The organism is Williamsia maris (assembly GCF_024171815.1).
Taxonomy (GTDB): Bacteria; Actinomycetota; Actinomycetes; order Mycobacteriales; family Mycobacteriaceae; genus Williamsia_A; species Williamsia_A maris.
Genome location: NZ_JAMTCJ010000003.1, coordinates 794,666 through 808,312 on the forward strand (window position 1 = coordinate 794,666; position 13,647 = coordinate 808,312).

Below are 13,647 nucleotides of genomic sequence, written 5' to 3' on the forward strand. Positions count from 1 at the left end.
TCGTCGATTTCCTTGCGCGGTTTGCCACGAACGATCAATCGGCCTGGATAACATGGGTGAATCTCGGGTTTGCGACATTGAACTTTTCACGGGAACGCACCACACGCACCCTCGAAGGAGTACGAGTTGGTCTTCGTCGACGATCCAGGTCATCGGGACGTCCCACCCCCGATCGATCTCGCAGGACACATCCGCGACCTCGGGCGGGTGCTGCTGCCGGCGCTCGTCGTCGGGATGCTGGTCGCGGCCGCCGTATTCGGCCTGCGGAGCGCGCTCGTCGACAAGGAGTACAGCGCGACCGTCATCACGCAGGTCACCCCGTCGGGAGAGGTCGTCGCCGGCGACGCGTTCGTCGAGCAGCTGCGGGCTCCGTTCATGAGCCTGGCCGAGGACGACAACGTCCTCAAACAGGTCCTCACCCAGGTCGACACCGGCTGGGACGCCGCGACCCTGCGCTCCCACCTGACCCTGAGCCCCGGCACGTCACCGGCGTTGCTGGCGTTCACCGTCTCGGCGTCGTCGCCGGAGTTGGCGCAGCAGATCGCCCGCGCCACCGTGACGACCGTCGCCCAGGCCGCGTTCTCGAACCGGGCGCGTGACGTGGGCAGACAGGTCGACGAACTGCAGGCCACCATCGCCGCCGAGCAGACCCGTAACGCGACGTTGGCCGCGCGAAGCAGCGCCCGAGCACAGTCCGACGCCCGGATCTCCGAACTGCAGACCCAGCTGAGCACCTTGCAGAGCGGCAACGCGAACACCCTCGGCGTGCTCTCGAGCCCCGAGCCGAGTTCGTCTCCCATCGCCCCGAAGCCGTTGCCGGAGTCCCTCGTCGCCGGTCTCGTCGCGTTCATCCTGGCCGCCGAGTTGTTCGTACTGCTGCGCAGCCGGGTCGGCCGCAAGCCCAACCGGATGTGGGCCCGGCGGGTCGCCCACAAGCACGGTGCGCGCCTCACCCTCGACGACGGCGTCCACACGGTTCCGCCCCTGCTGATCAGCGCCCTGGCGCAACGACATCGCCGTACGCGCGCGGCGTTGGTCCTCCTCGGGTCGGGGACATCGTTCCCCGCTCCGGTCACCGAGGCGGGCCCGCAGATCATCCGGGCGCCGCTCGAGAGCGAGTGGTGGGCCGACGCCGACCTCTCCGATCTGGTGCTGGCGGTCGTGGTGGTGTCGACGAAGAGCTCGGACCGCGCGATCGCCGAGCAGGGCCTGCGGCAGTTGCAGGACCTCGGGGTCCCGCGACACCTGTTGGTGCAGCGACCGACGACGAAGACAGCGGCAGCGGCGGAGGAGGCGGAGGCGGCGGCGACACACTCCGACGCGCCGCCGGACGAACCCGGCGGCGACGAACGGAGCGAGAAGGTCGACCGCACCGTGCAGGAGACCCATGCCCGCTGAACGGATCGCGATCGTGCACGAGCGGCTGACCGAGATAGCCGGTTCCGAACACGTCATCGAACAACTCGCGCTGGAGTGGCCCTCGAGCACCGTCCACGCCCCGATAGCCCGGGCGCAGGGCATCCCGGCGGGGCTGCCGCGTCCCCCGCAGACGACGTGGCTCGACCGCGGCTATCACGCTCTCGGGGAACGCTCGTACGCACCGCTCCTGCCCCTCATGCCGCTGGCGTTCCGGGGGATGCACCTCGGCGATGTCGATGCCGTCATCGCCAGCCACCACGCGTTCGCCACACAGTCGGTGGTCGCGACCGAGGCGCCGGTGATCGCGTACGTGCACAGCCCCGCCCGATGGGCCTGGGATCCGAGCCTGCGGGCCGGTGAGGGCGGTGGTCCCGCGGGTGCCGCGATCCTCAGCGCGCTGTCGGTCGTGGCGAAGCGCTGCGAGGTCTCGGCGGCGCCGAAACTGCACACCGTGGTGGCCAACTCGTCGGCGGTCGCCGAACGTATCTCGCAGTGGTGGGGACGTGAGTCGCTCGTCGTCCACCCGCCCGTCGACACCGAGGGGTTCCGGCCCGACCCGTCCGTCGAGCGGGAGGACTTCTTCCTCCTCGCCGGTCGCCTCGTGCCCTACAAGCGACCCGACATCGCCATCCGGGCCGCCGCCGCGGCCGACGTGCGGCTGATCGTCGCCGGCGACGGACGTGCGATGCGCGAATGCCAGGAACTGGCCGGACCGAACACGACTTTCCTCGGGCGGATCCCCCACCGGGAGCTCCTCGATCTGCACCGTCGCACCCGCGCACTGGTGATGCCCGGGGTGGAGGATTTCGGCATCGTCCCGGTGGAGTCCATGGCGACCGGCACCCCGGTCATCGCGCTCGGCGAGGGCGGTGCCCGCGACAGCGTGCGCCCCGGGCTCAGTGGCATGCTCATCGAACCCGGGACCGACGACGAGGTCGTCGACCGTTTCGCCTCCGCGATGCGTGGTTTCGACACACGGTCCTACGACCGCACCGCGATCCGCGAATGGGCGGAGAGTTTCTCCCGCGCGAACTTCCGGGCGCGCATGCGCGAGGTCGTCGATGCCGTCGCCTGACGGTCGCCGTCGGTCCGCCGTGACCTCGTACTCCTCGACCGAACTCGATCGCGCCCTGGCGTCCTCCCGCATTGTCGCGGCCATCGGGCCCGTCGCCGATCTCGACACCGACCGCATCGCACGCGGCCTGGCGCGGGCGCGAGCGGTGACCGAACCCCGCATCGCCCTGGTCCCCGACCACCACGACCGGCGGTGGCCGTACCGCTCCGACATCGAGCCGCCGATCGTCGACCGGCCCGGAGGTGACACGGACGACCTCGGGGAGTTGTTGACGACGGTTCGCGCACGGGAGAGCGACAGACCTCTCGAGATCGCCCTGTGCGGTGACCATCTCGTCGTCGACTACTCCCACGGCATCGGCGACGGGCGATTCGGGTTGGCACTGCTCTCCGCACTGTCCGGCCCGGACGACCCGACGGCCGATCGCGCCCTCGGCGTCGGCCTGCCGTCGAGTGCGGTGTGGACGGCACTGCGACGTCAATTCGCCACCCACCCGGCACGACTCGCCGACGTGGTCCGGCTCCGATCACAGAACGCGGCCACGGACGCACCGACCGATCGCACCCGCACGATCGAGAACTGGACGGCGGCCAAACGCTCGGTCGTGGCCCACATGGACGCCGACACCGCCGCCGAACTGCGACAGTGGGTGGCCGAGAACAACTCCGAGCGACCGACCGCCGCGTCGGTGACGGTGACCCTGTGGCGGGCCGCCCTTCGCAGCGTCGGCGTGTGCATCGACGACCGGGTGATGATCCTCATCGACTGCCGCCGGTACCTCGACGAACGTCACCACACCGCACACGGGAACTTCGCGGTCGGGATCCCGATCCACATCCCCTCCGACGCACCACCGGCCGAGGTGACCCGCCGCGTACGCGCGGTGACCGGATCGGGCTGGCCGGTGGCGATCCTCGGACTCGCCGAGGTCCGGTCCCGACTCCGCCCCGGCGCGGAGCAGCCCGACACCCACGTGGTCGAGGTCCCCGACCGCGCACGATTGTCGGTCAGCGATCTCGGGCGACTGACCATGTTCGACCACGTCACCTGGAACGCGGGCCGTCGGCCGCCGAGCATCGTGTCCTATGTCGAACCCGACGGCCCCGACGCGATCACGATGCTCGTCACCGAATTGCGTGGTGTTCGCGCGTTCACCGCATCGTTCTGTTCGGACTTCATCGCGCCGGAAGTGGTCACGGCCGCACTGCACCGCATGTGTTCCGATCCGATGTCGCTGCTGAAGGCATCTCGAGACGTCCTGTGACCATCTCGTCCCGACGCGGTCGACTCAGGTGGCCCGCCGCCGTCGCCTGTGTGCTCACGACCGTTCTCCTGCTGTCGGGCTGCACGCGCGACACCTCCACCCCCGACACCGACAGCGCGCTCGGCGACGCCGCCCCCGGAACAGTTCTGCAGTCCGAGAACGCCTCCGACCGTTACCCGACACTCGCCGCGCTGACCGACGGGATCACGGCGATCCGCTACCGCTCGACGGCCGGTACGAGCGACGCCGCGACAGAGGTCTCCGGGGTCGTCTTCGTACCCCGCGGCACCCCGCCCGTGGGCGGCTGGCCACTGGCGTCGATCGCCCACCCCACCACCGGCGTCACCGGGGACTGCGGGCCGTCGGACTTCCCCGGACTGCTGGGCAGCGCGGGCACGGTGGCGACCTTCCTCACCAACGGTTTCGTGGTCGCCTTCACCGACTACGAGGGGCTGGGCGCACCGGGTGCACATCCCTATCTGGAACCGAAGGCGGCTGCACACAACGTGATCGACGTGGTGCGCGCGGCGCGGAACGTCGAGCCGCGTAGCTCGACGCGGTGGGTGACCTACGGGGTGTCCCAGGGTGGGCAGGCGGCGTGGGCGGCGAACGAGCTCTCCGCCGACTACGGCAGCGGACTGCGCCTGCTGGGATCGCTCAGCATCGTCCCGCCCACCGACCTCAGCCCACTGGTCGACGCGATGGAATCCGGGACACTGACCACCAACCAGAAGATCGAACTGCCGCTGGTCCTGACCGGACTGCAGGTGACCCATCCAGAGCTCCGACTCGACGACTACCTGCGGGGCTCGATGCGCAGCGCGTTGAGCGTCTTCCTCACGTGCGCCGGGGATCAGACGGTACTCAAGCAGACCATCGCGAGCCGGTCACCACGGTCGGACGTCGAACCGGTCGACGACGCTGCCGCGCAACGCCTCCGGGGCTGGCTCCGCGATGCGGCCCTGCCCGGTGAACGTGCACCCGCACCCATGTTCGTCGCCTACGGCACCGCCGACGACGTCGTCCTGCCCGCCTGGACCGTCGCCGCGCTGCGACGCGCGTGCGCCCTCGGCGACGTGGTGCAGGTGGTGCCGGCACCGGGACAAGGACACGGCACCCTCGATCTCGGTGCGGTCCCCGCCGAGTGGATCCTCGATCGGTTGGCCGGCCGCGCCGCACCGGATTCGTGTCCGTGACGTGAACTCGTTCCGTGCCGCGGATCGCCGGGATACCGTTTACCGCATGACATCACCTGTTCCCGGCTTCGACGAGGCTCTGCACGGGTTCGTCGACCGAGCGGCCGTTGCATCCGGAGTGGATGTGGACACCTACGTCGCGCGGGCGGTCGCCGACGCGCTCGTCGCCGACGCAACCCGCACCGACGACCCCGAACTCGCGTCGTTGCTCGAGCACATCGACCGCGCCGGTCTGTCCCGGCCGAGCGGTGCGGCCATCCCGGAGGGCTCGGCGACCGACGACCCGGTTCTCAACGACTCCGCGAGGCTGCGCGCCCTGCTGGACACCGGATTGCTCGACGCCGAGCCGGACAAGGCCTACGACCAGATCGTGAAGCTGGTCGCCGAGGCCCTCGCGGTGCCGACGGCCGCGGTCTCGCTCGTCGACAACCGCAGGCAGTTCATCTGCAACGCCATCGGTCTCGACGACGACCTCGCGGCCGCGCGCGAGGTGCCCCTGGAGCAATCGGTGTGCCAGTACACGGTGTCCAGGGGCAGACCGCTCATCGTCGAGGACGCCCGGACCGATCCCGAACTGCGGACGCACCCGTCAGTGGTCGCCGGCGCACTGGTCTCCTACGCGGGCATCCCGCTCGTCGACCACGGCGGCCACGCCGTCGGGACGCTCTGCGTGTGGGACACCGCGCCCCGCCAGTGGAGCACCGGTCACGTGCAGGTCCTGCAGGATCTCGCGGTCATGGTCGGGGACAAGATGTTCGGTCCCCCCGACCAGGGTGGCGCCCCGCGCGGATGACGTCGGCGCGACCGGCCGGGTGGTCGAGATCCACATCGATACATCTGTCCGAAATTGTGAATCTCTACATTTGAAGTGCGATATGTTGAATTCATGTCCAGGTTGGTGATCTGACCCATGGCGGTCCGGGATGTGGAGACGCGCCAAGGACGTCGAACACCACTGGTGGCGGCGCCGACACCCTCGCCGCGGCGTCGGCTGTACGAACGCCTGCGCACCGATCCGTTGCACACCGTCGTCACCGTGGCCCTCGACGCCGTCGCCGCGGTCGTGGCGGTCGCGGTCGCGGTGATCTGGGCGCATCTCGCCGGTGTCGAGGACGTGGCGACGTGGTTGCCGTGGCTGTTCGTACCGCTGGTCATCGTGATCCTCGCGTCGAGGTCGATGTACCGCCGCAGTCTCCGGCGGAACTTCCTCGACGAGCTCGGCCCCCTCCAGACCACGGTCGCGCTCGCCGCGCTGCTGACGTTGCTGGCGATGCTGCTGTTCGGCGATCAACCCCGTCCTGGCGCGGCACTGGTCCGGATCTGGTTGTGCGCAGCGGTGTTGATGCCGGCGGCCCGACTCGGACGCGCCATGGTGCAGAGGTACCTGCGCAAACGCTACAAGTCGGCGGCGGCCACGCTGATCATCGGCAACGGGCGCATCGCCCACCAACTGATGTCCCGGATGGCCGAACTCCCCGAGTACGGTCTGCGGCCGGTCGGGATCATCGACGTGGCACCGCCGCGGTTCGAGATCGTCGGCGCCGACGATGCGGGTTTCGACGACGTGCCGTACCTGGGCAGGCCGGAGGACCTCGCCGAGATCGCGACGGCGGCCGGCGCGGAGGAACTCATCGTCTCGTTCAGCGAGATGTCCGAGGATTCCCTCACCGCGACCGTCCGGGTGGCGCACGACCTCGGGATGCGGGTGTGGGTCGTGCCGCGCGTGTTCGACGCCGTCGGTGCGCGGGCGCGTATCGAACACCTCGGCGGCGTCCCGCTGCTGGTTCTGCCGCAGGTCAATCCGCGGGGTTGGCAGTTCACCGTGAAGCACGGGATGGACCGCGGCCTCACCGGACTCGGGCTGCTGGTGATCTCACCGATCTTCCTCACCCTCGCGCTGCTGGTGAAGCTCAGCTCGCCGGGACCCATCTTCTTCAAGCAGCAGCGCGTCGGCCGCGACGGTCAGGTGTTCGACTGCCTGAAGTTCCGGTCGATGCGGCCCCCGAAGGCGTCCGACGCACAGTTCGAGCTGAAGGAGGGCGCCGCACCCGGCGGCGTCGAGGGGGTCGACCGGCGTACCCGCATCGGGAAGCTCATGCGCGCGACCTCGCTCGACGAACTCCCGCAGCTGCTCAACGTCCTGCGTGGCGACATGAGCCTCGTCGGGCCCCGGCCCGAACGACCGGAGTTCGTCGCGCTGTTCGACATGCAGATCCGGCGGTACGGGGAGCGGCACCGCGTCAAGGCCGGCGTCACCGGATGGGCCCAGGTCCACGGTCTCCGCGGGCAGACCTCGATCGCCGACCGGGCCGAGTGGGACAACTACTACATCGAGAACTGGTCGTTGCTGCTCGACATCAAGATCCTGGCGCTCACCGCGCTGACGGTCCTGCACCGCGCCGAGTGACGGAGTCGGCGACCGTCCGGATCGGGGCGCTCCCACGGGGCAGTTAGTATTGCCTTACTTGAAAACGTGAGGAGTGACCATGCAGGTTCGTTCAGCCATCGCCGGAGTCGCGATCGCGCTCGCCGCCGTCGCGGGTGTCGCGGCGTGCGGAAGCGACGACTCGTCGAGCAGTTCGGCGTCGACCACCGCGGTCGCGGCGTCCGGTTCGGCCGGGCAGTCCACCGAGCAGTCCGCGCCGTCGGATCTGGACACCGCGCAGGCACAGCAGATCGTGCGCACGGTCATCGATCCCGCCACCACCCCGGAGGCCGCGGCCGCCCTGGTCGACTCCACCGACCCGGCCATCGGACAGAAGCTCAACGGCTTCGCCAAGGGCGCGAGCGCAGGCGGCTACACCCCCGACATCTTCACGGTGAGCTCGGTGGCGGCCGACGGCACCGACAAGGCAAAGGCGGCGATCGCCGTCGTGAGCCCGCACACCCCGGCGCCGGTGACCGTCTCGTACGGCTTCTCCAAGGTCGACGGTTCGTGGAAGCTGTCCTCGGACGCGGTGACGTCCCTGCTGGGCATGGCGAGCGGGCCACGCTGACCCACCGGTTCCGGACGCGACCGCGGTCCGGGACCCAACGCGCGGCGGTGCTGTGCGCGGTGCTCGCGACCGCGCTCGTCGCCGGCGCGTGCTCGACCGCCCCGATCGACGTGGGGACGACCACCACGGCGTCGGTGGCCGACGGCCCACGCACCGCCCGCACGGCGTCGGCCGACCCGGTGCCGGTCACCGGCACACCCGCACCCGTGCTCCCGGCGACGGTCCGGACGCACGACGGGCGATCGGTCACGGTCACCGACGTCAGCCGAATCGTGGCCCTCGACCGGTACGGCAGTTACGGCACCGCGGTGTTCGCACTCGGGCTCGGCCGCAACCTCGTCGGACGCGACATCGCGACGAAGTTCCCGGCCGCGGAACCGATCCCGATCGTCACCCGGGGCGGAACCGACGCCAACGTCGAGTCGATCATCGCGCTGCGCCCGACGGTCGTGCTCACCGACGACTCCCTGCCGAACGCGACGACCCTGCAGACACAACTGTCCGCCGCGGGCATCCCGGTGGTCGTGGGTGACGAGAACCGCACCGTCGACGGCACCGACTCGTTGCTGCGGTCCACCGCGGCGGCCCTGGGTGTGCCGGCCGCGGGCGACGCCCTCGTCACACGCACCGATGCCCAGATCGCGCAGGCCCGCAGCCTCGTGCCGAAGAACGTCGACCGACCGCGCATCGCGTTCGTCTACGCGCGGGGCACCGGACTGTTGATCCTGGGCGGTCCGGGATCGGGCGCGGACTCGATGATCGACCTCATCGGCGGACAGGACGCGGGCACCGCCTCGGGCCTCACCGACGCGTTCACGTCGTTGACGTCGGAGGGGTTGATCAAGGCGAAACCCGATGTGCTGCTGATGATGACCGACGGACTGGCCTCCGTCGGCGGCATCGACGGACTGCTGAAGGTCCCCGGCGTCACCGAGACGCCCGCCGGTCGCGATCGCCGGGTCATCGACATGGACGACGGGGAGCTGCTCTCGTTCGGTGCGCGCACCGGTGATGTCGCGGTGGCGCTCGCACGGGCGTTGTACGGCTCACCGTGACAGGACCCCGACTCCGACGCGTCGGTGCCGCGGTCGTCGTGCCGGTCGGTCTCGTGGTGCTGGCGGTCGTCGTCGTGCTCGCCGCGGGCATCGGACAGAACCATGTCCCCGCGGTCGAGGTGTTCGGGTCGCTCATGCATCACCTGCACATCCCGGTGGGGCCCTTGCCCGATCAGGTCGGCGAGGACACGCTGTGGAACGTGCGGATGCCGCGCGTCGTGCTCGCGCTCCTGGTGGGTGCCGCCCTCGGGTGTGCGGGTGCGGTGCTGCAGGGGGTGTTCGCCAACCCGCTCGCCGAACCCGGGATCATCGGCGTCTCCTCCGGTGCCGCCGCGGGCGCCTCCGGGGTGATCCTTCTCGGCGGGCTCGGTGTCGCCGGGTACGCGGTGGCCGGTGGCGCCTTCGCCGGCGGTCTGGTCACCACCGCGATCGTCTACCTGCTGTCGCGATCGGCCGGCCGCACGGAGGTGATCACCCTGGTGCTGACCGGCATCGCGATCAATGCGTTCGCGGGCGGACTCATCGCCTTCTTCACCTTCCGCGCGAGCCCCACCGCGCGCGATCAGATCGTCTTCTGGCAGCTGGGCAGCCTGAACCGGGCGAGCTGGGATCAGGTGTTCCTCGTCGTGGGCTTCGTCGCGGTCGGCATCGTCGCGTCGATGGTGATCGCCCGTCGCATGGACCTGCTCTCACTCGGCGAGTACTCCGCCCGCCACCTCGGTGTCGACGTCGAGGCGCTGCGTCGGGTCGCGGTGGTCATCGTCGCGATCCTCACCGCCGCGGCCGTCGCGTTCTGCGGGATCATCCTGTTCGTCGGACTGGTCGTCCCCCACCTCATGCGGCTGATCGTCGGGCCTGCGCACCGGGTGCTCATCCCGGCGAGTGTGCTCGCCGGAGCCATCGGTCTCGTCCTCGCCGACCTCGCGGCGCGCACGATCGTCGACTACGCCGACCTGCCGATCGGCATGCTCACGAGCCTGGTCGGCGGTCCGGTGTTCCTGATCCTGCTCCGCCGGACCCGCGCCCGTCAGGGTGGTTGGACGTGACGGGCGAGGTGCGTATCGCTGCCGACGGCGTCACCATCAGCCGCGGCGGCGGTGTCGTCGTGCGCGACATCAGCGTCTCGGTGCACGCCGGGGAGCTGCTGTGCCTGGTGGGCCCCAACGGGGCGGGCAAGTCGACGCTGCTGTCCGCGCTGGCCGGGTCGATCGCCGTCGACTCGGGCTCGATTGTCCTGCAACGCGATCCGATCGACGATCTGTCCACGGTCGAGCAGGCTCGTCGGCGCGCGGTCCTCCCCCAGGAGCACGTGGTCAGCGGGTCGTTCAGCTGCCGCGAGGTGGTCCAGATGGCCCGCTATCCGTGGAACCGGACGCCGGCGAACGCCGACGACGAGGACGCGGTCGTCGAGGCGATGGCGCGGTGCGACGTCGCCGAGTTCGCCGACCGGCCCTTCGCGACGCTGTCCGGCGGAGAACGCGCCCGTGTCGCGTTGGCCCGGGTCCTCGCGCAGCGGACCCCGGTGCTGCTGCTCGACGAACCGACCGCGGCGATGGACCCGCACTTCGGTGAGACGGTGATGTCGCTGGTGTCGCAGCGGGTCGCCGAGGGGGCCGCGGTGATCGCGGTGGTCCACGACCTCACGATGGCCGCGGCCTACAGCGACACCGTCGCGGTGCTGCACGACGGGACCATCGCGGCCGTCGGTCCGCCCGCCGACACCCTGACCGACGAGATCCTCAGCGACACCTACGGTCTCCCGATGATCGCGACGACAGTCGACGGCCAACAGGTGATCATGCCCAGGCGCACCAAGCGCTGATACCGCGCAAACGCTCCACTTCTGTCGAGACGCTCCACTTGCAACCGGAGCGTTTCAACACAACCGGAGCGGATCATCATCAACCGCCCCCCACGGTGCAGACGCACCGTCGGCGGCTTTTCATCCCGGGTGCGTAGGCTCGACACGTGAGTGTGCGCGCAGGAATCGTGGTCACCGGAACCGAAGTACTGACCGGACGGGTGGCCGACCAGAACGGTCCGTGGCTGGCCGACCGACTGCTCGAACTGGGTGTGGAGCTCGCGCACATCACCATCTGCGCCGACCGCGAGGCCGACATCGACGCCCAGCTGCGGTTCCTCGCGTCCAACGGCGTCGACCTCATCGTCACCAGCGGCGGCCTGGGGCCGACCGCCGACGACATGACCGTCGCGACCGTGGCGGCGTTCTGCGGACGCGAGCTGGAACTCGACACCGACCTCGAGTCCACCATCACCGACATCGTCGCGCGGTGGGCCCGCAAGCGCGGCAGCGATCCCGACCTCGAGTCGGTGCGCATCGCCACCCGCAAGCAGGCGATGGTGCCGGTCGGCGCCACCTGGATCACCCCCACCGGCACCGCGCCGGGCGTGGTGGTGACCGCTGAGTCGGGGACCCCGACCGTCCTCGTGCTCCCCGGCCCGCCGCGTGAACTGCAGGCCATGTGGCCCGCCGCGGTCGAGACGGCCGGTGTCCAGAAGGCCATCGCCGGACGGACGGAGTACCGCCAGGAGACGATCCGCATGTTCGGGCTCCCCGAGTCCGAACTGGCCGACTCGCTGCGCATCGGCGAGGACACGATCGCCGGGTTCGACGCCCTCGAGATCACCACGTGCCTGCGCAAGGGCGAGGTCGAGATGGTCACCCGCTTCGAACCCGACGGCGCCTCCACCTACGACGCAATCCTCGCGCTGCTCGACGAGCGCCACGGCTCCCAGATCTTCTCCACCGACGGGGCCACCGTCGACGAGCAGGTGGCCGCACTTCTCGCCGGGCGCCGCATCGCGACGGCCGAATCCTGCACCGCCGGAATGATCGCCGCGCGCCTCACCGACCTCGCCGGGTCGTCGGCCTACGTCGCAGGCGGCGTGGTGGCCTACGAGAACGAGGCCAAGATCGGACTGCTCGACGTGGATCCGGCGCTGATCGACACACACGGCGCCGTGTCCGAGCCGGTCGCCGAGGCCATGGCCCGCGGGGCCCTCGCCCGGCTCGGCACCGACATCGCCATCTCGACCAGCGGCATCGCCGGCCCCGGTGGCGGGACGGCCGACAAGCCGGTCGGCACCGTCTGTTTCGGAATCGCCCTCGCCGACGGGTCCGCGCGCGCAACGACTCTCCGTCTGCCCGGCGACCGCTCCGACGTACGCGAACGCTCGACCACCGTCGCCATGCACCTGCTCCGACGGGCGCTGCGCGAGCGCACCGACTGACCGGTCAGGCTCCGACGCTCGCCGACAATTCTCGTACCGACGACTCGGGCCGGTGCAGGAACTCGTGCAGCAGTCCTCCGAACGCGGCGAGGTGCCCCTCGATCTCCGCACCGGTGTACATCGTCGAATTACCGTGCAGGTCAACGACGATCGGCAGTCCGGCGCCGGCCTGATAGAGGTTGATGCGCAGATCGTCGAGGATGCCCGACGACAGGATGTGGTAGCCGACCGTCGCACCGTCGAGCGCCAACGGCTTGTCGAAGAACACCAGGTTCACGATCGGACCGAACGACGTGGCGGTGTCGGCGAGGCCGGCCCGCTCGGCGATGTCGTCGAAGCGATACCGCTGTCTGCGAAGACATCCGGTGAGCTCGAGGGTCACCGCCGCGACAAGATCGCGGCCGGTGTGCGTGAGGACACCGTTCAGCCGGACCGGCAGCATGTTCGCGACCATCCCACCCGCCCGCTTGATCTTCGCCGTGGCCCGACCGGTCACCGGCAGGCTCAGGACTATGTCGTCACGGCCTGCGGTCACCGCCAGGTACGCGGCGAACGCTGCACCGAGCACCGCCGCGCTGGACGCCCCGAACTCGGTCGCCCGCTCGTCGAGCAGGCGTTGGTCGTCGGCGGGCATGACCATGCTGCGCACCTCGTGGTGCGGCGCTAGTCGGCCCGACGACGGGGTCTGCGCCAGGCTGACGCGCTCGGGCAACCCCGAGACCCGCTCGGTCCAGTACTCGGCGTCGGCCACCCGACGGCTGCTGTCGCGATATTTCTCGTCGTCGGCCACCACCTCGGCGACCGTCGCACGCGGCGCCACCTCGTAGGTCTCACCCCTCGTCGACGCGTTGTACCGGTCGACCGCCTCGTGCAGGCACGTCAACGCGGCGAACCCGTCGAAGGCGATGTGGTGGCCCCGCAGGTACCAGAACGTGCGGTCGTCGGCGACGCGCAGGAACGCCGACACCGCCATCTGATCGGTCGTGACGTCCATCAACGCCTCGTGATCGGCCCGCATCCAATCATGAGCGGCAGCAACCGGATCCGACTCATGTCGGACATCGACGGTGTGGACGTCGAACGGCACGCTCGGGTCGATGTACTGCACGGGATGCCCGTCGACGAGCTCGAAGCGCGAGTACGCGGTCTCCAGCACGCGCGCCCCCGCGATGACGCCGGCCCGGAACAGTTCGCGGTCGAACCGGCGGTCGACGTCGGTGATGTCGAGATAGTGCGCGACCACCACCGAGTAGTCGTCCTGCAGATGTTCGGCGTCGAACATGTTCCGCTGCGACGCCGTCAGGCCGAACGTCTCCCGCATACCGTCTCCCCCACCTCAACATCGGTTGTGAACGCAGCGGCAGTCTAACGGCCGCACCCGGTTCACACG

The 13,647-nt window shown here is 70.0% G+C and carries 12 protein-coding genes; 11 read left to right on the forward strand and 1 reads right to left on the reverse strand.

Annotated elements, in window-relative coordinates; all coding sequences use genetic code 11:
• Nucleotides 1-126: 126 nt before the first annotated feature.
• The 11 genes from LX13_RS17235 to LX13_RS17285 all read left to right on the forward strand — a co-directional run bounded on the left by LX13_RS17235 (nucleotide 127) and on the right by LX13_RS17285 (nucleotide 12,257).
• Entirely contained in the window at nucleotides 127-1,398 is a 1,272-nt protein-coding gene (locus LX13_RS17235) for a YveK family protein (RefSeq protein ID WP_253662499.1), read from the forward strand.
• The gene (locus LX13_RS17240) at nucleotides 1,388-2,494 is read left to right on the forward strand and encodes a glycosyltransferase (protein ID WP_253662500.1); all 1,107 of its coding nucleotides are present in this window, start codon (nucleotides 1,388-1,390) and stop codon (nucleotides 2,492-2,494) included. The genes LX13_RS17235 and LX13_RS17240 overlap by 11 nt, the downstream gene beginning before the upstream one ends.
• Nucleotides 2,481-3,758 carry a hypothetical protein gene (locus LX13_RS17245; protein ID WP_253662501.1) on the forward strand — a complete coding sequence of 426 codons (1,278 nt, stop codon included), beginning with the start codon at nucleotides 2,481-2,483 and terminating at the stop codon, nucleotides 3,756-3,758. The genes LX13_RS17240 and LX13_RS17245 overlap by 14 nt, the downstream gene beginning before the upstream one ends.
• Nucleotides 3,759-3,808: 50 nt before the next feature.
• Nucleotides 3,809-4,954 carry a lipase family protein gene (locus tag LX13_RS17250; RefSeq protein ID WP_253662502.1) on the forward strand — a complete coding sequence of 382 codons (1,146 nt, stop codon included), beginning with the start codon at nucleotides 3,809-3,811 and terminating at the stop codon, nucleotides 4,952-4,954.
• Between the two features lie 46 nt (nucleotides 4,955-5,000).
• Complete coding sequence (locus LX13_RS17255; protein WP_253662503.1) at nucleotides 5,001-5,747, forward strand: GAF domain-containing protein; 747 nt, start codon at nucleotides 5,001-5,003, stop codon at nucleotides 5,745-5,747.
• A 117-nt stretch (nucleotides 5,748-5,864) separates the two neighbouring features.
• Nucleotides 5,865-7,361, forward strand: a complete 1,497-nt coding sequence (locus LX13_RS17260; RefSeq protein ID WP_253662504.1) for a sugar transferase — start codon at nucleotides 5,865-5,867, stop codon at nucleotides 7,359-7,361.
• Between the two features lie 79 nt (nucleotides 7,362-7,440).
• Nucleotides 7,441-7,950, forward strand: coding sequence for an MTB12 C-terminal domain-containing protein (locus tag LX13_RS17265; RefSeq protein WP_253662505.1), 510 nt, complete (start codon nucleotides 7,441-7,443; stop codon nucleotides 7,948-7,950).
• 50 nt (nucleotides 7,951-8,000) lie between these two features.
• A complete protein-coding gene (locus LX13_RS17270; RefSeq protein WP_372499953.1) occupies nucleotides 8,001-9,005 on the forward strand; it encodes a heme/hemin ABC transporter substrate-binding protein in 1,005 nt (334 codons plus the stop codon).
• Nucleotides 9,002-10,051 (forward strand): FecCD family ABC transporter permease, encoded by a 1,050-nt coding sequence (locus LX13_RS17275; protein WP_253662506.1) that lies wholly within the window; start codon nucleotides 9,002-9,004, stop codon nucleotides 10,049-10,051. Before LX13_RS17270 ends, LX13_RS17275 begins: the two co-directional genes overlap by 4 nt.
• Entirely contained in the window at nucleotides 10,048-10,827 is a 780-nt protein-coding gene (locus LX13_RS17280) for a heme ABC transporter ATP-binding protein (protein WP_253662507.1), read from the forward strand. The genes LX13_RS17275 and LX13_RS17280 overlap by 4 nt, the downstream gene beginning before the upstream one ends.
• Before the next feature lie 146 nt (nucleotides 10,828-10,973).
• A complete protein-coding gene (locus tag LX13_RS17285) occupies nucleotides 10,974-12,257 on the forward strand; it encodes a competence/damage-inducible protein A (protein WP_253662508.1) in 1,284 nt (427 codons plus the stop codon).
• 4 nt (nucleotides 12,258-12,261) lie between these two features.
• On the opposite strand, the gene LX13_RS17290 is transcribed toward LX13_RS17285, so the two are convergent.
• Complete coding sequence (locus tag LX13_RS17290) at nucleotides 12,262-13,578, reverse strand: condensation domain-containing protein (protein WP_253662509.1); 1,317 nt, start codon at nucleotides 13,576-13,578, stop codon at nucleotides 12,262-12,264.
• Between the last annotated feature and the right edge of the window lie 69 nt (nucleotides 13,579-13,647).

Excerpts from the sequence above, each read along its gene's own strand:
- LX13_RS17240 (WP_253662500.1), top strand. The coding sequence starts at position 1,388 with ATGCCCGCTGAACGGATCGCGATCGTGCACGAGCGGCTGACCGAGATA.
- LX13_RS17245 (WP_253662501.1), top strand. The coding sequence starts at position 2,481 with ATGCCGTCGCCTGACGGTCGCCGTCGGTCCGCCGTGACCTCGTACTCC.
- LX13_RS17255 (WP_253662503.1), top strand. The coding sequence starts at position 5,001 with ATGACATCACCTGTTCCCGGCTTCGACGAGGCTCTGCACGGGTTCGTC.
- LX13_RS17260 (WP_253662504.1), top strand. The coding sequence starts at position 5,865 with ATGGCGGTCCGGGATGTGGAGACGCGCCAAGGACGTCGAACACCACTG.
- LX13_RS17265 (WP_253662505.1), top strand. The coding sequence starts at position 7,441 with ATGCAGGTTCGTTCAGCCATCGCCGGAGTCGCGATCGCGCTCGCCGCC.
- LX13_RS17290 (WP_253662509.1), bottom strand. The coding sequence starts at position 13,578 with ATGCGGGAGACGTTCGGCCTGACGGCGTCGCAGCGGAACATGTTCGAC.